Raw genomic sequence first — 19,212 nt, forward strand, 5'->3', positions numbered from 1 at the left:
CGCCGATGCGTCTGATCGCTGTCACGCTGGGGTTGCTGTCCGCCTTGTGCGCGTTGGCTTTCCCCTTCCTGCCGGTGGTGCAGGACACAGCGGAGGTCGTCTGGCCAACGGGCGGCGACACCCGCTCCGTCAACGCGCCCTTGACCGGGTACTGGGCGCAGGACCTGCGCGTCGATCTGCCGTGCACGACCATCCGGTCGCTGGACGCGCGCTCGCAGGGCCAGGCGCTGTTGTTCTCCACCGTGCCCGACGGCCGCACCGACCCGCGCGCGGGCAAGGGCGTCGGCCTGCAGCTGCGGATCGACAACGGCGTGCTGCTCGCCTCCAGCCAGGGCCAGCAGATCGTCCAGCAGCCCCTCCCGGAGAAGAACTGCGACGTCAAGCTCTCGGCGGACGCGAACCAGATGACGCTGACCGTCGCCGAAACGGTCGTGTTCCACGCCGAGGGCGACGTCCGGCCGCGGCTGGTCGGGATCTACTCGTCGATCAACGCGGGCAAGGACCCGATCGCCGGTCTGCACGTCTCGGTCGTCCCGGACACCCGCTACCAGACTTCGCCGACCGTGTGGAAGTGGATCATCGGCGTCATCGCGGCGCTGTCGTTCATCGGCTGCCTGATCGCGGTGTGGCGGATGGACTCCGGGTTCGCCCGCCGCGCGCCCCGCTGGGCGCCGGTCGGCTGGTGGCGGCTGACCGCCCGCGACGCGACGGTGATCATCGCGCTCGGCGCGTGGGTGTTCATCGGGCCGGTCACCTCGGACGACGGCTACATCCTCACGATGTCGAGAGTGGCCGAAGAGACCGGCTACCTGACGAACTACCACCGGTGGTTCGGGGTCGCCGAGGCGCCGTTCGGCTGGTTCTACCACGTGTACCAGCTGATGGCGCACGTCAGCACGGTGCCGCCGTGGATCCGGCTCCCGTCGTTCCTGCTCGGCGTGCTGAGCTGGCTGCTGATCAGCCGCGAGGTCATGCCGCGCCTGGGCACGCAGGTCCGCACGAGCCGCGCCGCGGGCTGGGCCGCCGCCGCGGTCTTCCTGGTCTGGTGGATGCCGTTCAACAACGGTGTCCGGCCGGAACCGGTCGCCGCGCTGGGCTCGCTGCTGGCGATCTGCGCCGTCGAGCGCGCGCTGGTGACCCGCCGTCTGCTTCCGCTGTGCCTCGGGCTGACCGCGGCCGGGTTCACCCTGGCCGCGACGCCGACCGGGCTGATCGCGGTCGCGCCGTTCCTGGTCGCCGCGCGCCCGCTGTACAAACTGGTCCGCCAGCGTGCCGAGAACGGCTGGCTGCCGGTGCTCGCGCCGGTGCTGGCCGCCGGGCTGCTGGTGCTGGTCGTGGTGTTCGCCGACCAGACCTTCGCCACCGTGCAGGAGGCGACCCGGATCCGCACCCTGGTCGGCCCGAACCTGTCGTGGTTCCAGGAACTCGCGCGCTACCAGCTGCTGTTCGAAAGCCTGCCGGACGGCTCCGTGCCACGCCGGTTCCCCGTACTGCTGGTGCTGCTGTGCACCGGGACCTGCCTGGTGGTGCTGCTGCGCCGCGGCCGCATCCCCGGCGCCGCGCTCGGCCCCAGCCGCCGCCTGATCGGCACGGTCGCGTTGTTCTTCCTGCTGCTGGCGCTGACGCCGACCAAGTGGACGCACCACTTCGGCGCGTTCGCGGCGGTCGGCGCGGCGATGGCGGCGTTGACCGCGCTGGCGACCAGTTCGACGGTGCTGAGGTCCAGGCGCAACCGCGCCGCGTTCCTCGCCGGGCTGCTCGTCGTCGGCGCGCTGGCCGCGACCGGGCCCAACTCGTACTGGTTCGTCTCGAAACTCGGCGTGCAGTGGACCGCCGTGGCGCCGTCGATCGGCGGGATCCCGCTGTCGACGATCCTGCTGGTCGCGGCCGCGATCTCCGGGGTGTACGCGTTCGTGGAGAACGTCCGCGCGCACCGGCCGGGTCTTCAGGCGGGACCGCAGGAAGGGCGGAGCCGGTCGCTGCGGCTCGGTTCGCTCTCGCTGGTGGTCGTCTGCGGCCTGATGGCCACGGGCGAGTTCGTCAGCATGGCGTGGGCGATCCACAACCAGCAGGGTTCCTACAGCCTCGGCGCCGCGAACTTCGGGCACCTGTTCGGCAAGAGCTGCAACCTCTCCGACCACGTGATGGTGGAACGCGACGCCGCGACCAGCATCCTGCGGGCCCAGTCCGAACAGCGGACGGTCCCGGTGAAGAAGGAGGAGCCGCCCGCCGGGCAGACCCCGCCGCCGCTGCCCGATCCCGAGCAGGACAACGGCCGCGTGCAGACCGGGTTCCACACCCGCGCGATCGACGACAAGGATCCGCTGGCCGAACCGCCGCACGGTTTCAAACCCGACGAAGTCCCGATGTGGAGCAGCTTCCTCGACCCGGAAACGCGGGCCGGACGACTGCGCAGCGACTGGTACGCCCTTTCCGAGAAGCCAGCCGACGGCCAGATCGTGGTCGCCACCGCGGGCGCGGCCCGGCGGCCGACGTCGGTGAGCCTCGACTACGGCGTCAACACCAGCGAAGGGGTGAAGGTCGTCCGCAGCCAGTTCGTGCTACCGCCGGGCGCCGGGACCAACGGCTGGAACGACACCCGGATCAACCTGCGCGACCTCCCGGCCGAGACGACGTCCGTGCGGATCAACATCGTCGACAACGACCTCACCGAGGACGGCTGGATCGCCGCGTCCGCGCCGCGCGTGCCGACGTTCACCACGCTGACCGAGAAGATCGCTGGCAAGCAGGTGTACGTCGACTGGCCGGCGTCGTTCGTCTACCCGTGCGTGCAGCCGGTGACCTCGCACGACGGCATCTCGAAGATGCCCGACTACCGGATCACCGCCGGCGCCGTCGCCGACGAGGCGAACTGGGCGTCCAGCACCAACGGCGGCCCGATCGGCTGGCTCGAAGAGGTCGCGGCCGAACCCGAGGTGCCCAGCTACCTGATCGGCCAGCCGAGCCAGTCCTGGGGCCAGCTGCTGCAGGTGGAGCCGTTCACCGAGGGGATCGCGCCGACCATCGTCCACGGCGAGAAGGTCGTCCCCGGCTGGTGGTCGCCGGGTCCGGGGCCGCGGCAGCCGAACGGCAAGGACCCGACACGCTAGGCGTCACTCGCGTGCTTGAACCCGTGACTCGCGTGCTTGGAGGCGGAACTCGTGAGTTCCGGCTCCAAGCACGCGAGTGCGGTCTCTGATCACGCGAGTTACGGGTTCAGGCCCGCCAACGCGGGCGGCAGGGGGCCTTCGTGCAGGACGCCGAGCCGCTGCGTAGCGCGCGTAAGCGCGACGTACAGCTCAGCGGCACCGCGCGGGCCGTCGGCCAGGATCCGCTTCGGGTCCACGACGAGGACGGCGTCGAACTCGAGCCCCTTCGTCTCCGAGGCGGGCACTGTGCCCGGCACCCCGGGCGGGCCGATCACGACGCTGGTGCCTTCACGTCCGGCTTCGTCCTTGACGAACTCCTCGATGGCGCCCGCCAGCGAATCCGCGTCGACCTGCCGCGCCCACGGCCGGATCCCGTTGGATCGCACCGATTCCGGCGCCCGGACGTCGGGCGCGAACTCGGCGAGCACCGACGCGGCGACGGCCATGATCTCCGCCGGGGTGCGGTAGTTCACCGTCAGCGACCGGTAGACCCAGCGGCCCGGCACGTACGGCTTCAGCATCGCGTCCCACGATCGCGCCCCGGCCTCGGACCGGCGCTGCGCCAGATCGCCGACGACGGTGAACGACCGGTTGGGACAGCGCCGCATCAGCACCCGCCAGTCCATTTCGGACAGTTCCTGCGCCTCGTCGACCACGACGTGCCGGTACGTCCAGTCCCGATCGGCGGAGGCGCGTTCGACGAGGCTGCGCGTGTCGTGCTCCACGAACCGGTCGGCGAGTTCGTCGGCGAAGAGCAGGTTCTCCGCCGACAGCATGACGTCCTCGTCCATCTCCTCGCGGTCGAGCTTCATCGTGTCGAGCACACCTTCGGCGTACTCGGCCTCGGCCTTCTTCTCCCGAGCGAGCGCCTTTTCCGCCGCCTCGTCCGCCGCCTTGTCGCGGCCGAGCAGGTCGACGAGTTCGTCGAGCAGCGGCATGTCCGACACCGTCCAGGCTTCGCCGTCGGCACGCAGCAACGCCTGGTCGGCGCCCGCGGCGCGAAGCCGCTCCGGGGACGAGAGAAGCGAGCCCAGCAGACTTTCGGGCGTCAGTATCGGCCAGAGCGCGTCGAGCGCGGTGGTGAACGTCTCGCTCTCCGCCAGTTCCTTCAGCAAATCCTTCCGCAGCCGCTCCCATTCGTCGCGGTCGTCCCGGCTGAGCCAACCGCGGCCGATCCGCGCGATCGCCCGCTCCGTCAGGACGTACGTGACGATGTCGGTGAACGTCCCCCGCGCCTCGTTGTGCGGCAGACCGCTCTTGCGCGCCTCGTCCCTGGCCCATTCCGCGGTCTCGGCGTCGATCCGCACGGTGACGTCGGCGAGGTCGATCAGCACCGGCTCCTCCGGAAGCCGCTGGCGATCGGCGACGGCGGCCTTGAGGACGTCCAGCATCTTCAGCGAACCCTTGAGCCGGGTGGCTTCCGGGCCGTCCTCAGCGGTGACGTGCTTGCCGGGGACGAAATCGCCGGTGGTCATGAACACCACATCGGTCTCGCCCAAGGACGGCAGGACCCGGCCGATATGGTGCAGGAACGCCGGATTCGGCCCGACCACGAGCACGCCGTGGCGTTCCATCCGCTCGCGCTGGGTGTAGAGCAGGTACGCGACGCGGTGCAGCGCCACCACGGTCTTCCCGGTGCCCGGCCCGCCTTCGATCACCAGCACCCCGGGGTGCTCGTGCCGGATGATCTCGTCCTGTTCGGCCTGGATCGTCGCGACGATGTCACGCATCCCCTCGCCGCGCGGCGCGTTGACGGCCGCGAGCAGCGCCGCGTCACCCTCCGCGTCGCCGCCGGGACGGCCGAACACCTCGTCGGTGAACCCGAGCAGCTCACGTCCGTGCGTGTGGAACTGACGGCGACGGCGCATCTTCTCCGGCGTCGCCGCGGTCGCGGTGTAGAACGGGCGGGCGGCGGGTGCCCGCCAGTCGAGCAGCACCGGCTCGTAGTCGTTCTCCTCGTCGAAGAGCCCGATACGGCCGATGTACGAGGTCTCCCCCGCGAGACTGTCCAGCCTGCCGAAGCACAGCCCGTTGTCGACGACGTCCAGCCGCCGCGACTCCCTGGCCAGCGCCCGCACCTCGACGTCGCGTTCCATGGCCGTCCCGCCGGTTCCGCCCAACGCCGCCTGGAACTCCCCCTTCACCCGCGCGCGTTCGGTGTCCAGGCGCGTGTAGAGCCCGGCGACGTATTCGCGTTCGGACCGCAACTCTTCTTCATGACCCTGAGTTGACACAGACTCCCATTTCACCAGGTTTCGGCTACGGCGAGTGAGTTTGAGGCATGACCGGGGTCTTGTGGCAAGTCCCCCCATGCGCTATATGTTTATTACGGAGGGAGTTACCTTCGTTCACTTCTCGGCCCGTCGGGCCCTTTGTCCACAGGTCACCTCATGCCCAGGGTCGTTGGCGTTCTATCGAGCCGTAAGGCAAAAGGTGGCGGGTTGCGAAAGCCACAGCAACGTCAGCGGAGGCGTGGAGCGCGAGCCCCGGGAAATACCTCTCCCACTCTTCCCTCGTGATCCTCGGCGTCGCCAGACGGCAGATCTCCTTCGTCCGGACGTCCTCGTCCTGCCGGTTCACCCGCCCGGGCTCGACGGGCTCGCGGTGACACGCGAAGTGGCTTCCCGCGTACTGGAAACCGCCATCCTGGTCCTGACCCCGCCGGGCGACGGCGAACTCGTGGTCGCCGCGATGCTCGCGGGCGCCCGCGGCGTCCTGTCCCGGAGCGCGGGTCACGACGACCTGGTCCGGTTCATCCGGGGGGTGACGGCGGGCGCCGTCGTGTTCGGCGAGCGCGCCGCGGACCGGCTTTACGGCTTGCTGGCCGCTTCGCAGCCGATGCGGGCGTTCCCGCGGCTGACCTCACGCGAGCACGAGATGCTCGACCTCCTGGCGGGCGGGCTGGAGATCCCGGCCGTCGCGCGGCGGCTGGGCTCGCGCCCAAGACCGTGCGCAACGTCGTCTCGTCGATCCACGCCAAGGCCGGCACGGACGACCGGGAGGTGCTGCTCGCCCAAGCCCGCAACGCGGGCCTCGGGCATCACTCGTAGGTGCGCGGCGTCCGCCCAAGGACGCGACTGTGTGGATTTTGGGGCGTTGGATGACCAGAAATCCACACAGTGCCCGCCTGACCGGTCCGGTCACGACGGACACCTCTCACCCGCGGTGACACTCACCCGTCCCACCAACCACGCCGAGTGGTCAAATGCGGCGAAGACGCGCGATCACTCGTAGGTGCGCGGCGTCCAGACCACACCGTTCTCGGCCCTGGTCTTCGACGAGCCGATGATCAGCAGGCAGCGCATGTCCACTTCCGACGGCTCCAGCGTGCCGAGGGTGACCACGCGGACGTCCTCCTCGGGGCCGCCGACGTCGCGGGCGACGACCACCGGTGTCTCCGGCGCGCGGTGCCGGAGCAGGACGTCGCGGGCCTGCGCGAGTTGCGTGGTCCGCGTGCGGGACGCCGGGTTGTACAGCGCGAGCACGAGATCCGCCGCGCCCGCCGCGTCCAGCCGTCGTTCGATGATCTCCCATGGTTTGAGCCGATCGGACAGCGAAAGCACGCAGTAGTCGTGGCCCAGCGGCGCGCCGACCCTGGACGCGGCCGCCTGCGCGGCGGTCACGCCGGGCACGATCCGCACGCGGGCTCCCGCGCCGTGACCGGCGGCGACCTGCTCCAGCACCGCCGACGCCATCGCGAACACGCCGGGATCACCTGAAGAGACGACGGCGACCTTGGCGCCGTTCGCGGCCAGTTCGAGTGCTTCGACGGCGCGTTCGGCCTCGACGCGGTTGCCCGACGCGTGCCGCTGCTGGCCCGCGCGCTGCGGCACTCGCGCGACGTACGGGCCGTAGCCGACGACGTGCTCCGCCGCGGCCAGTTCCTCGGTCGCTTCGGGGGTCAGCCAGCCGGGACCGGCCGGCCCGAGGCCGACGACCACGACTTCCCCACCGGTGTGCGTTTCCTGCTTCCTGGCGGCTTCGGGTTCGTCGGCGAGCCGGGAGGCGTAGGCCGGGCTGGGCAGCAGCGCCAGTGAGAAGTACGGCACCGAATCCGGATCGACGTCCGCGAACGGCTCGACGCGCTGCGCCTGCCAGGTCGCGCGTTCGACGTAGAAGGCGTCGTCCAGCTTCCCGGCTTCGGCCAGCGCCTCGCGGACGTTGCCGAACGTGCGCCCGAGTTTGAGCACCGCCGCGGCCTGCGTGTCGGCCAGGCGTCGCGCGAGCTCCGGCGCGGGCAGCGTGCCGGGCAGGATGGTGAGGACCTCGTCGCGCTGCACCAGCGGGCGGCCCAGCACCGAGGACGCCGCGCTGACCGACGTCACGCCCGGCACCACGGTCGCCTCATAGCGGTCGGCGAGGCGTTCGTGCATGTACATGTAGGAGCCGTAGAAGAACGGGTCGCCTTCGCAGAGCACGACCACGTCACGTCCGGCGTCGAGGTGCTCGGCGAGCCGTTTCGCGCTCAGCTCGTAGAAATCGGCGATGGCGCCTTCGTAGCCGCCGGGATGGTCGGTGGTCTCGGTGGTGACCGGGTAGACCAGCTTCTCCTCGATCTGGCCGTCCCGCAGATACGGCTCGGCGACCGAACGCGCGATGCTCCGGCCGTGCCGCGCGCTGTGATAGGCGATGACGTCGGCCTCGCCGATCAACCGGGCGGCCTTGACCGTCATCAGCTCGGGGTCACCGGGTCCGAGCCCGACACCCCAGAGTTTTCCGAGCCCGCTCATTCGACCTCACTCGCCATCGCGTTGATCGCGGCGACGGCCATCGCGCTGCCGCCACGGCGTCCGTGCACCACCAGGTACGGGGCGGGTGCCCGCTTCGCGAGCTCCACTTTGGACTCGGCTGCGCCGATGAAGCCCACCGGGACCCCGATGATCGCCGCCGGGGCGCCGACGCCCTCTTCTAGCAGTTCCAGCAGGCGGAACAACGCGGTGGGCGCGTTGCCGATCGCCACCACCGAACCGGGCAGCTTGTCGCGCCACAGCTCCAGCGCGGCCGCGGACCGGGTGGTGCCCATCCGCTCGGCGAGGCCGGGCACCTTCGGATCGGACAGCGTGCACAACACCTCGTTGGCGGCAGGCAAACGTTTGCGGGTCACCCCGGAGGCGATCATGTTGGCGTCGCACAGGATCGGCGCGCCCGCTTCGAGCGCGGCGCGGCCGGATTCCACCACGTCCAGGCTGTAGCGGAGATCGTCGACCAGGTCGACCATCCCGCAGGCGTGGATCATCCGCACGGCCAGCACCGCGATGTCGTCGGGCAGGATCGCGAGATCCGCCTCCTCACGGATGGTGGCGAACGAATGCCGGTAGATCTCGGCCCCGTCCCGGATGTAGTCGATCACTGTGTTCCCTTCTCCGCCAACGCCTTCGCCAGCTCGCCGACCGGGACGAAGGCCCCGTCGACCAGATAACCGTCTTCCGTCGCGAGCACGTCGACGTGCTCGCGCGCGGGTTTGCCGCAGCGCCGTTCACAACCGGCGAAATGGGCTCTCGGGGTCCGCCCGACCCGCGCCGCGTCGGCCCGCACGTCGGCGAGCGACTTGGCACAGCCCGGATGCCCGATGCAGGCACTGATCCCGAGCGACGGCGCGTCCGGATCGGTGATCAGCCCCGTGTTCGCCGCCAAGCGGCCGAGGACCAGGATCGATCGCCACGGGGTGACCACGGCGTTTCCGGCCTTCGCGATCTCACGCGCCTGGGCCGAGGTGAGCCTGCCGAAGACCGGGGCGACCCCGATCGCGTCGCCGATCGGCCCGATCGGGAGGCCCGGGTCCACCTCGAACTTTCGCGGTTCCGCCGTTTCCCCCGATATGCCCTTGAGCAGCGGCTCAGTATCGGCGAGTTCGCTGATCCGCCAGGCCGTTCCCCTCGTGCGAAGGAACGCGCGCGCGACCGAAATCAGCGTCTCGACGGCGTGCTCCGCGGCGACCCGCAGGCCGGTGTCCTCACCGGCGAGCAGCACGGCTCCGTCGCGCCAGCAGACGTCGGCGCCTTCGCCCGCGACGTCGCCTTGGCCGCCGTCGAGGGCGAAGAGGAAGCGTCCCGGGAGTTCGGCGAGCTCAGGAACGGCGCACAGCGCCTTGTCGAGGGCCGAGGCCAGCTTTTGCGCGGTATCGCTCAACGGCGACGCGAGGATGTTGCGGACGCGTTCGTGCGACGGCGAAGGCAGCAGCCCGGCCGCGGTGAGCCTGCCCGCGAGACCGGGCCGGGTGACGCCGCGCAGCTGCACGTTGCCGCGGGAGGTCAGGTGGAGGGCGCCGTCCCCGAGGTCGTCGGCGGCATCCGCGAGCGCGCCGAGCTGGGCCGAGGTGATGGCGCCGCCGGGCAGCCGGATCCGGGCGAGCGGACCGTCGGCGGCGTCGTGCGTGGCGAAAACACCAGGGCACGCGTCGGCTCGGACACGTGCGCTCGTGGACATGCGCTCACTGTAGATGGCCCATCTTTTGAATATGCACCGTCTGCGAGAGTATCTCTCAGACCAAATGTAGTAGGTGTGCTACATTCGGTCGCAGCACTGAGATGGGGGTGACCAAATGAGAGATCCACACGACGTGATGATCTCCGTCAAAGATCTCCGGATGCGGTACGGGACGAACGACGTCCTCCACGGCGTCGACTTCACCGCGCATCGCGGCGAGGTGATCTGCCTGCTGGGTCCGAACGGCGCGGGCAAGACCACGACGATCGAGATCCTCGAAGGCTTCCGGATGCGGTCGGAGGGCGAGGTCAGCGTGCTGGGCACCGACCCGGCGCACGCGGACGAGAACTGGAGGGCGCGGCTGGGGGTCGTCCTCCAGGCCTGGCGCGACCACGCGAAATGGCGGGTGCGTGAGCTATTGGAGCACCTGGGCGGCTACTACGCGCCGTACTCCACGGACCGCATCAAGCGGCCGTGGGATCCGGACGAACTGGTCGCCGCGGTCGGCCTGACCGAGCACGCGGACAAGAAGGTCCGGATGCTCTCGGGTGGGCAGCGGCGCCGTCTCGACGTCGCGATCGGCATCGTCGGCCGTCCGGAACTGCTGTTCCTCGACGAGCCGACCGCCGGACTGGACCCGGAGGCGCGGCGCGAGTTCCACGAACTCGTGCACCGGCTGACCGATGACGACGACACGACGATCCTGCTGACCACGCACGACCTCGACGAGGCCGAGAAACTGGCCGACCGGATCCTGATCCTGAACCACGGCCGCATCGTGGCCGACGGTTCGGCCGACGCGCTGAGCAGGCAGATCGCCGGCGAGGCCGAGGTGCGCTGGACGCTGCACGGCCAGCGGTTCGTGCACTCCACGACCGAATCGACGAAGTACGTGCACGAACTGTTCAAGCAGCACGGGGACGCCATCGGCGATCTCGAGGTCCGGCGGGCGTCACTCGAAGACACGTACATGACCCTGGTCCGCAAGGCCGAGTCCCTGGAGGCGGTGGGCGCGCGATGAACACGATTCAGCACAGTGTCCGGCTGGGCATCCGGCGCGGCTGGCTCGAAGCCCGCCAGATGATGACCAACCGGGAAGACCTCTTCAACACCTTCCTCTTCCCGGCGATCTTCGTGATCGTCATGTTCTTCATGCGCGGCGCGAAACTGCCGGGCATGGAGTTCTCGCTCGGCGCCGCCACCGTGCCGAGCGTGCTGGGCGCGTCGATCGTGTTCAGCGGCATGCTCGGGATGGCGGGAGTCCTCGCCGTCGAACGTGAAGACGGCACGCTCCTGCGCGCCAAGGCCACCCCGAACGGCATGATCGGCTACCTCGTCGGCAAGGTCGTCACGGTGTCGTTGAACACCGTCATCGGAATGCTGCTCGTGCTGATCCCCAGCCTGATCCTGTTCGACGGCATCGCGCCAGGCGGGCTGACGTCGTGGCTGGGCCTGCTGTGGGTGCTGGTGCTCGGCCTGCTGGCCACCATGCCGATCGGCGCGATCTTCGGCTCGCTGACCTCGAACGCGCGCAGCATCGGGCTGATCATGCTGCCGACACTGGGGATCGGCGCGATCTCGGGGATCTTCTACCCGATCACCGCGCTGCCGGAATGGCTGCAGTACCTCGGGCAGGTGTTCCCGATGTACTGGCTCGGACTCGGCATGCGGTCGGCGCTGCTGCCGGACTCGACGGTGATGGTCGAGATCGGACAGTCGTGGCGGCCTTGGGAGACCCTCGGCGTGCTGTCGGTGTGGTCCGTGATCGGATTGACGCTGGCTCCGGTCGTCCTGCGGCGCATGGCGCGGCGCGAGTCCGGGTCCTCGGTGGCGGCACGACGGGAAAAGGCGATGCAGCGAATTGGCTAGCTCATGAGCGAGGTCGTTTACAACCGGATCGCGATGTTGCGGGCGGAACGGGGCATTTCCCGCCGCGAACTCGCCGATGCGCTGGGCGTGCACTACCAGACCATCGGCTACCTCGAGCGCGGCGAGTACAGCCCGAGCCTCTACCTCGCCCTGCGGATCGCGGAGTTCTTCGAGGTGGCGGTGGAGATCATCTTCTCCACCGCCCCTTTCCCGCGGATCGGTGACACTTCGTCGGAGCGGTCGGCGTGAGTCTTGCCCCGGGCACCTTGTCAGGGTGACCGGACCGATCACGCGCGACTGTGTGGATTTCGGGTCATCCAATGTCCCAAAATCCACCCAGTGCCCCGCCAACGGCCTGGCGGCGGTCGCCGTCCTGGCCGTGCCGCACGCGGACGTCGAAGGCACCGGCGTGGAGCTGGTCAGCCGCCACCAGGGCCAGGTGCTCACCCACGTGTGGGGTTACGACTCCGCCCCCGGCCGCACATCACCTTGACTCCCGCCGGACCGCACCGGAGAGTGAACCGAAGAACCCACGCGTCGGCAGGTGGAGGAACCCGGTGAGAGTCCGGGGCGGTCCCGCCACTGTCACCCCTCCTCGGCGAGGAGGGGAAGCCAGGAACTCCGGCCGGCGCGACCGCACGACCCGGGGCGCGGACACCCCGAGTGAGGAATGCTGTGATCCTGCTTCTGTCCACTTCGGACACCGACCTGCTCAGCGCCCGGTCCAGCGAGGCCGAGTACCGGCTGGCGAACCCCGCCCGGCTCGATCTGGCCGAGCTGCCCGCCCTGCTCGACGGCGCCCCGATCGTCGTCGTCCGGATCCTCGGCTCCGAACGCAGCTGGCAGGAAGGGCTCGACACGGTCCGCGCGAGCGGCGCGCACGTGGTGGTCCTCGGTGGTGAGCAGACGCCGGACGCGCAGCTCATGAAGCTGTCCACGGTCCCGGCGGGTACGGCGGCGGAGGCGCACGCGTACCTCGCGCAGGGCGGGCCGGAAAACCTCACCCAGCTGCACCGCTTCCTGAGCGACACGCTCCTTCTGACGGGTGACGGCTTCGAGCCGCCCGCGATGCAGCCGCTCTGGGGTGTACTCGAGCGCGCGCCCAAGACCACCGAGGGTCCGGTCATCGCGATCCTCTACTACCGGGCGCATCACCTGTCCGGCAACACCGAGTTCGTCCATGCCCTCTCCGGCGCCGTCGAGGACGCCGGGGGCCGCGCGCTCCCGATCCACTGCGCGTCCCTGCGCACCCGCGAGCCGGAGATGATGGCCGAGCTGGCCAAGGCCGACGCGCTCCTGGTCACCGTGCTGGCCGCCGGCGGCACCCGGCCGTCCGAGGTCGGCGCGGGCGGCGACGACGAGGCGTGGGACGTCGCCGAGATGGCCGCGCTCGACATCCCGATCCTCCAGGCCCTGTGCCTGACCAGCGACCGCGAGACCTGGTCCGCGAACGACGACGGCCTCTCCCCGCTCGACGCCGGCAACCAGATGGCCGTCCCCGAGTTCGACGGCCGTCTCATCACCGTCCCGTTCTCGTTCAAGGAGATCGACGACGACGGCCTGCCCAAGTACGTGCCGGACGCCGAACGCGCGTCGCGGGTCGCGAAGATCGCGCTGGCCCACGCCCGGTTGCGCCACACTCCCCCGCCGGAACGCCGTATCGCGCTGATGCTGTCCGCGTACCCGACGAAGCATTCCCGCGTCGGCAACGCCGTCGGTCTCGACACGCCCGCGTCCGCGATCGAACTGCTGCGCCGCATGCGCGATCAGGGCTACGACCTCGGCGAGAACCCGTTCCCCGGTGTCGAGCCCACCGGCACCGACCAGCCGGACGGGGACGCGCTGATCCACGCGCTCATCGCCGCGGGCGGCCAGGATCCGGAGTGGCTCACCGAGGAACAACTGTCCGGCAACCCGATCCGCGTCCCGGCCGACAAGTACCGCGAGTGGTTCGCCGAGCTGCCCGCGGAACTGCGCGAGGGCATGGAGGAGCACTGGGGCCCCGCTCCCGGCGAGCTCTATGTGGACAACGGGGACATCGTCCTGGCGTCGCTGCAGTCCGGCAACGTCATCCTGATGATCCAGCCGCCGCGCGGATTCGGCGAGAACCCGGTGGCGATCTACCACAACCCGGACCTCCCGCCGAGCCATCACTACCTGGCCGCGTACCGCTGGCTGGAGGAGGAGTTCGGCGCGCACGCAGTCGTCCACCTCGGCAAACACGGTTCGCTGGAATGGCTTCCCGGCAAGACCGCCGGTCTCTCCGACTCCTGCGCGCCGGACGCCGTCCTGGGCAACCTGCCGCTGATCTACCCGTTCCTGATCAACGACCCGGGTGAGGGCGCGCAGGCGAAACGGCGTGCGCACGCCACGATCGTCGACCACCTGATCCCGCCGATGGCCCGCGCCGAGAGCTACGGCGACATGGCCCGCCTGGAGCAGCTTCTCGACGAGCACGCCAACATCGCCGCGATGGACCCGGCCAAGCTGCCCGCGGTCCGCGCGCAGATCTGGACGCTGATCCAGGCGGCGAAACTCGACCACGACCTCGGTGTCGAGGAACGCCCGCACGACGCCGAGTTCGACGACTTCCTGCTGCACATCGACGGCTGGCTGTGCGAGGTCAAGGACGCGCAGATCCGCGACGGCCTGCACATCCTCGGCGCCGCACCGGAAGGCGAGGCACGGATCAACCTCGTGCTCGCGATGCTGCGCGCCCAGCAGATGTGGGGCGGCAAACAGGGCGCGGTCCCCGGTCTGCGTTCCGCCTTGGGGCTCAAGGAGAACAGCGACGCCCCGCTGTCCGAAGTGGACGCCATCGAGCAGAAGGCGCGGTCGCTCGTCGAGGCGATGGAGGCCAGGGACTGGTCCCCCGACGCGGTCGCCGAGGTCGTCGCCGACGTGCCGGAACACCAGGAGGTCGCCCGCGTGCTGACCTTCGCCGCCACCGAGATCGTGCCGCGGCTGGCGGGCACCGGCGCCGAGATCGACGCCGTGCTCCACGCGCTCGACGGCGGCTACATCCCGGCCGGGCCCAGCGGTTCTCCCCTGCGCGGCCTGATCAACGTCCTGCCGACCGGCCGCAACTTCTACACCGTGGACCCGAAGGCCATCCCGAGCCGTCTCGCCTGGGAGACCGGGCAGGCGCTCGCGGACTCGCTTCTCCGCCGATACAAGGAGGACACGGGCGACTGGCCGCGTTCGGTCGGTCTCTCGGTGTGGGGCACGTCGGCCATGCGCACGTCGGGTGACGACGCGGCGGAAGTCCTTGCGCTGCTGGGTGTCCAGCCGATCTGGGACGAGGCGTCGCGACGGGTCACCGGCATCGAGGCCATCCCGCTCGCCGAACTCGGCCGCCCGCGTATCGACGTCACAGTGCGGATCAGCGGGTTCTTCCGCGACGCCTTCCCGCACGTGCTCACCCTGCTGGACGACGCCGTCCGCCTGGTGGCCAATCTCGACGAGCCGGACGAGGAGAACTTCGTGCGCGCCCACACCCGCGCGGATCTGGCCGCGCACGGGGACGAACGCCGGGCCACCACGAGGATCTTCGGCTCCAAGCCCGGCGCGTACGGCGCGGGCCTGCTGCCGCTGATGGATTCCGGGAACTGGCGCGACGACAAGGATCTCGCCGAGGTCTACGCGGTCTGGGGCGGCTTCGCCTACGGCCGCGACCTCGACGGCAGGCCCGCGCGCGAGGACATGGAGAACTCGTACAAGCGGATCGTGGTCGCGGCCAAGAACACCGACACCCGTGAGCATGACATCGCCGATTCCGACGACTATTTCCAGTACCACGGCGGGATGATCGCGACGGTCCGCGCGCTGACCGGGACCGCGCCCGCGTCCTACGTCGGCGACAGCACCACCCCGGACGCGGTCCGCACGCGCACCCTCGGCGAGGAGACCGCCCGTGTCTTCCGGGCCCGCGTGGTCAACCCGCGCTGGCTGGCGGCGATGCGCAAGCACGGCTACAAGGGAGCTTTCGAGCTGGCGGCGACCGTCGACTACCTCTTCGGTTTCGACGCCACCGCCGGGGTGGTCGGCGACTGGATGTACGAAAAGCTCACCGAGTCCTACGTGCTCGACGAGGTCAACCAGGAGTTCCTGCGCCAGGCCAACCCGTGGGCGCTGCGCGGCATCATCGAGCGGCTGAACGAGGCGGCCGATCGGGGGCTCTGGGCGGAACCGGACGCCGACCTTTTGGCTCAGCTGCGCGAGGTCTACCTCTCTTTGGAGGGCGACCTCGAATCCTGACTTCACCCGCCGGAGCAGCGCCATGGCACTCCCGGCGGTACCACTGTCGTATGCGCAGAACTTAGCGTGACAAGTGCGGTGGGACGTCAAGGATCGGGAGGACAGCGATGATCAAGCGTCTGTTGAAGGTCGTGCTTCGCCACGGTTGCTGCTCGGCGTGCACCGGTCTGGGCTGCGGCTGCTGCGACGCCTGCAAGTAGGAGTTCAGGGGCGGACACCCGGGATGTGGGTGTTCGCGCGGCGGACGTCGGCGGCGAGGGCGGGTACCTCGATCACCCGGCGTCCGGCCTCCTCCAGCGTTTCGGCGCCGACGCAGTCGACGAACACCGACGGCTCGCGCCAGGCGAAGACGACGCGCGGGATGCCGGCGTCGAGGATGAGCTGGGTGCAGCTTCGCGGATGAGACGTCCGCGAGCTGCACGGCTCCAGCGATGTGTACATAGTCGCCTCCGCCAGCCTCGGATCTCCCGGTTCGAGTTTGGCGAGGGCGGCTTCTTCCGCGTGGTTGGCGGGATCCCCGTCACCCGAATAACCGGTGGAGATCACTTCACCGTCTGCCGCGGCGATGACCGCGCCGACGCGGAACGTGCGCGACGGGCAGTTCTCGGCCAGGGCGATGGCCTCGCGCAGCCGCAGAATGTCCACTTCGGACGGTTCCGGAGTCGCGTGGTACTCCAGTACGGCGATGTCACCCAGCCGAGTGCTTTCGACCAGGGTCAGCCCGCGTGGGAAAGCGCCCGGGCCGACGAACCGCGGCGCGCGCCGGTCGCCGACGAAGAACGGCGCGATCGCCAGGTGGAGTTCGTCGACCAGGCCTTCGGTGAGGAACTGGGTGTGGATCGCGCCGCCACCTTCGACCATCAGCCGCCGGACGCCGCGCGCGTGGAGATCGGCCAGCATCGCGCGCAGATCCACCAGCTCGACGACGGTCGCCTTCACGCCCGTGACGACGCCGGGTGGCGCGTAGACGAGCTTCTCGGTGTCGCCGACGGTGAAGAACTGAGCCGCCGGATCGAGTGACCCGCTCCGCGTGAGGGTGACCTTGACCGGCTGCCCCGGACGTCCCTCCGCGACCCGCCCGGCGACCAGCTCCGGTGAGCGGACCAGCAACCGGGGATCGTCCGCGCGGACCGTGTTCGCGCCGACGAGGATCGCGTCCGACGCGGCGCGCAGACCGTCCACCCTGGCCCAGTCCTCCTCGTTGGACAGCACCAGCCGGGTGTCGCTCGCGTCGTCGAGGTAGCCGTCGAGCGAGACCGCGGCGGACAGCAGGACATGGGGGCGTTCGGTCACGCCGCCAGTATGCCCCGGCCGGTCGCGGGTCGCTGAGGCGACAGACCGTGTCTCGGGGCGGTGGGGCTTGTGCCAGGTCCGCCGTTGCCGGAATTCGGCGACGGCTGGGCGTGGGATCCGGGCCTCCGGTGATCGAAGTCGGCGCACCGGAGCCATTACCGAAATCCGGCAATACGAGACGCCCTCATTCCAAGGACAGCACTCAAGAAATCCTGCCTGCGCGCTGATTACCACTACCGGGCGAACATCGCCAAGCGCGCACATCTCAGATTTCCCTTGCCACGACCAGCATTACCGAATATCGACGACGGTGCGGCAGTCGCATTGATCCGGAACTGTCGGTGGGGGGTTGTAGGTTCGTTGGGTGGACACTTACCGAGCCACCGCTGTGGCACTCCTCGAGGAAATCACCGGCCTCGACAACCTGAAGGCCATCAACACCGCCGTGGATTCGTTGGAAGACAACGAATCCGTCGCCCTCGCGAAAGCGGCGTCAGCGGGGATCGCCCGGCTGGAAGCGATCCGTTACCGTGCCCTGTCCCAGCTGAACCGGCATCGCGAAGGCGCGCGTAGCGTCACTCAGGAAGTCGCGTTCGCCCTGTCGGTCGGCGACAAGTACGCGGCCGGGCCGGTCGCCGCCGCCGACGCGTTGACCACCAGGCTGCCCCGCACTCTTGGCCTGATGGACAACGGCCAGGTGGACGGGTTCGGCGCGATGAAAGTCGTGACGGCCACAGCGTGGCTGTCCGACGAGCACGCGCTCGCCGCCGACGCCTTGCTGGAAGACCGATTGCCCGGTAAGAACGCCGAACAGATCCGCAAGGCGGCGAACCACGCGGCGGCGACTGTCGATCGTGAGGGCGCGGACAAGCGCTGCGAGCAGGCCCGCGAAGGCCGCCGGCTCGTGGTAAGCCAGGGTGAGGCGGGCGTGGCCTCGCTGGGGATCGAGGATGGCCCGGTGGAGAAGGTCACCGCCGCCTACAACCGGATCAACCGGGAGGCCCGCGCGCTCAAGACCGGCGACGAGACCCGCACTCTGGACCAGCTTCGCGCCGACGTCGCTCTCGACCTCCTGTTGGGCGGCAGCGGCGGCAAAAGTGAACGCGCCGAAGTATTCCTTTATATGGACCTCTTCACCTACCTCGACCTCAACGAAGACCCGGCGGAAATGGCCGGACACGGCCACATCCCGGCGTCGCTGGCGCGGCATATCGCGAGCGGACCCAACACGGTGCTGCGGCGGATCATCACCGACCCGCTGTCAGGTCAGGTCGCGGATCTCGGCCGGGACCGGTATCGCCCGACGGCCGGTCTTGACGAGTTCGTCCGGGTCCGCGACCGCGAATGTCGCAGACCAGGGTGCCACCGGCCCGCTCAGGCCTGCGATCTCGACCATTCCACCCCGTGGCAGTTCCAGGGGAACACCGACGCCGGCGACCTTATCGACTTCTGCCGCCGCGACCATCGGCTCAAGGACGAACCCGGGTGGATCTACCGGCTGGCACCGGAAGGAACCCTGACGATCACCACACCGACCGGCCAGACCTACGACAGCACACCGCCGCCTCTGCACACACCCCGTACCGAGGAACCACCGTTCTGACCCTGTTGCCGCGAAACGGCGGCGCCTTGTTCAGGTGAGCAACGGGACAGCTTTCCTTGCGCGGCGGCGGTGAAGCCGCGCCGGGCCACCATTCCTGACCGCTCCGTTGCCGCGAAACGGCGACCGGCACGAAACCGCGCGGACCGTGTTCGCGCCCCGGAGAAATCGGTCGCACCGAAGCCGACGGTCGGCTAGCCTGTCGCGATGATCTTCTGAGACGAACCTGCGCCCGTCCTTCCACCTCCTTCGCAGGGAGTCTCATGTCTTCTTCCTTGACGCTTTCCGACGTCACCTTCACCTGGCCCGACGGCACCTCGGAGTCGGACGAGGTGGGGCTGTTCGTGCCCGCCAAGCTGCTCCCTCAGCGGCTCGACGTCCTCGATGAGTCGCTGTCCATTGTCGATAACGTGTGGCTGGTCGCGCCGTCGCTCACGGACAACGAGATCCGCGCGAGGCTCGCCCGGTTCCTGTTCCGGGGCAAGGCGGCCGACCGCGAGGTGGCGTCGCTGTCCGGCGGAGCTCGACCTGGCGAGCGTGCGACGTCTCACCGAGGCGCTACTGGCCTACCTCTCCGCAATTAGTCCTCTGAATGCGGTACTTGCGTGTGCAACTACC

At 69.6% G+C, this 19,212-nt stretch carries 14 protein-coding genes and 1 riboswitch; of the genes, 9 read left to right on the plus strand and 5 right to left on the minus strand.

Annotation, left to right across the window (positions count from 1 at the left end; all coding sequences use genetic code 11):
• Window positions 1–5 precede the first annotated feature (5 nt).
• The gene (locus AC069H_RS34115; protein WP_478235075.1) at window positions 6–3,110 is read left to right on the plus strand and encodes an arabinosyltransferase domain-containing protein; all 3,105 of its coding nucleotides are present in this window, start codon (window positions 6–8) and stop codon (window positions 3,108–3,110) included.
• A 98-nt stretch (window positions 3,111–3,208) separates the two neighbouring features.
• Here AC069H_RS34115 and helR read toward each other — a convergent pair whose 3' ends face one another.
• The gene (helR, locus tag AC069H_RS34120) at window positions 3,209–5,383 is read right to left on the minus strand and encodes an RNA polymerase recycling motor ATPase HelR (protein ID WP_478235076.1); all 2,175 of its coding nucleotides are present in this window, start codon (window positions 5,381–5,383) and stop codon (window positions 3,209–3,211) included.
• 382 nt (window positions 5,384–5,765) lie between these two features.
• Here helR and AC069H_RS34125 point away from each other — a divergent pair, with 382 nt between their 5' ends.
• On the plus strand, window positions 5,766–6,383 hold the full coding sequence (locus AC069H_RS34125) for a transcriptional regulator (RefSeq protein ID WP_478235077.1): 618 nt from the start codon (window positions 5,766–5,768) through the stop codon (window positions 6,381–6,383).
• Here AC069H_RS34125 and AC069H_RS34130 read toward each other — a convergent pair.
• The 3 genes from AC069H_RS34130 to AC069H_RS34140 are packed head-to-tail and all read right to left on the minus strand — an operon-like array spanning window position 6,374 to window position 9,575.
• Complete coding sequence (locus tag AC069H_RS34130) at window positions 6,374–7,879, minus strand: precorrin-2 C(20)-methyltransferase (protein ID WP_478235078.1); 1,506 nt, start codon at window positions 7,877–7,879, stop codon at window positions 6,374–6,376. The genes AC069H_RS34125 and AC069H_RS34130 overlap by 10 nt on opposite strands.
• Entirely contained in the window at window positions 7,876–8,499 is a 624-nt protein-coding gene (locus AC069H_RS34135) for a precorrin-8X methylmutase (protein ID WP_478235079.1), read from the minus strand. Before AC069H_RS34135 ends, AC069H_RS34130 begins: the two co-directional genes overlap by 4 nt.
• Window positions 8,496–9,575, minus strand: a complete 1,080-nt coding sequence (locus AC069H_RS34140; protein WP_478235080.1) for a precorrin-3B synthase — start codon at window positions 9,573–9,575, stop codon at window positions 8,496–8,498. The genes AC069H_RS34135 and AC069H_RS34140 overlap by 4 nt, the downstream gene beginning before the upstream one ends.
• A 115-nt stretch (window positions 9,576–9,690) precedes the next feature.
• Between AC069H_RS34140 and AC069H_RS34145 the strand changes: the two genes are divergently transcribed.
• From AC069H_RS34145 to cobN, 5 genes are all read left to right on the plus strand, one after another.
• The gene (locus AC069H_RS34145; RefSeq protein ID WP_478235081.1) at window positions 9,691–10,596 is read left to right on the plus strand and encodes an ABC transporter ATP-binding protein; all 906 of its coding nucleotides are present in this window, start codon (window positions 9,691–9,693) and stop codon (window positions 10,594–10,596) included.
• A complete protein-coding gene (locus tag AC069H_RS34150; RefSeq protein WP_478226546.1) occupies window positions 10,593–11,444 on the plus strand; it encodes an ABC transporter permease in 852 nt (283 codons plus the stop codon). Before AC069H_RS34145 ends, AC069H_RS34150 begins: the two co-directional genes overlap by 4 nt.
• A 3-nt stretch (window positions 11,445–11,447) precedes the next feature.
• Complete coding sequence (locus tag AC069H_RS34155) at window positions 11,448–11,693, plus strand: helix-turn-helix transcriptional regulator (RefSeq protein ID WP_478226547.1); 246 nt, start codon at window positions 11,448–11,450, stop codon at window positions 11,691–11,693.
• 25 nt (window positions 11,694–11,718) lie between these two features.
• Complete coding sequence (locus AC069H_RS34160; RefSeq protein ID WP_478235082.1) at window positions 11,719–11,937, plus strand: hypothetical protein; 219 nt, start codon at window positions 11,719–11,721, stop codon at window positions 11,935–11,937.
• A 54-nt stretch (window positions 11,938–11,991) separates the two neighbouring features.
• Window positions 11,992–12,066: riboswitch (cobalamin riboswitch) on the plus strand.
• 53 nt (window positions 12,067–12,119) lie between these two features.
• Window positions 12,120–15,701, plus strand: a complete 3,582-nt coding sequence (cobN, locus tag AC069H_RS34165) for a cobaltochelatase subunit CobN (RefSeq protein WP_478235083.1) — start codon at window positions 12,120–12,122, stop codon at window positions 15,699–15,701.
• 204 nt (window positions 15,702–15,905) lie between these two features.
• Here the strand turns inward: cobN and AC069H_RS34170 are convergent, their stop codons facing one another.
• Window positions 15,906–16,994, minus strand: coding sequence for a dihydrofolate reductase family protein (locus AC069H_RS34170; RefSeq protein WP_478235084.1), 1,089 nt, complete (start codon window positions 16,992–16,994; stop codon window positions 15,906–15,908).
• A 424-nt stretch (window positions 16,995–17,418) separates the two neighbouring features.
• Between AC069H_RS34170 and AC069H_RS34175 the strand changes: the two genes are divergently transcribed.
• Together AC069H_RS34175 and AC069H_RS34180 are read left to right on the plus strand one after the other, a co-directional pair.
• Window positions 17,419–18,597, plus strand: a complete 1,179-nt coding sequence (locus AC069H_RS34175; RefSeq protein ID WP_478235147.1) for an HNH endonuclease signature motif containing protein — start codon at window positions 17,419–17,421, stop codon at window positions 18,595–18,597.
• 260 nt (window positions 18,598–18,857) lie between these two features.
• On the plus strand, window positions 18,858–19,178 hold the full coding sequence (locus AC069H_RS34180) for a hypothetical protein (RefSeq protein WP_478235085.1): 321 nt from the start codon (window positions 18,858–18,860) through the stop codon (window positions 19,176–19,178).
• The last annotated feature ends 34 nt before the right edge of the window (window positions 19,179–19,212 follow it).

The organism is Amycolatopsis sp. NPDC043887, assembly GCF_056435665.1.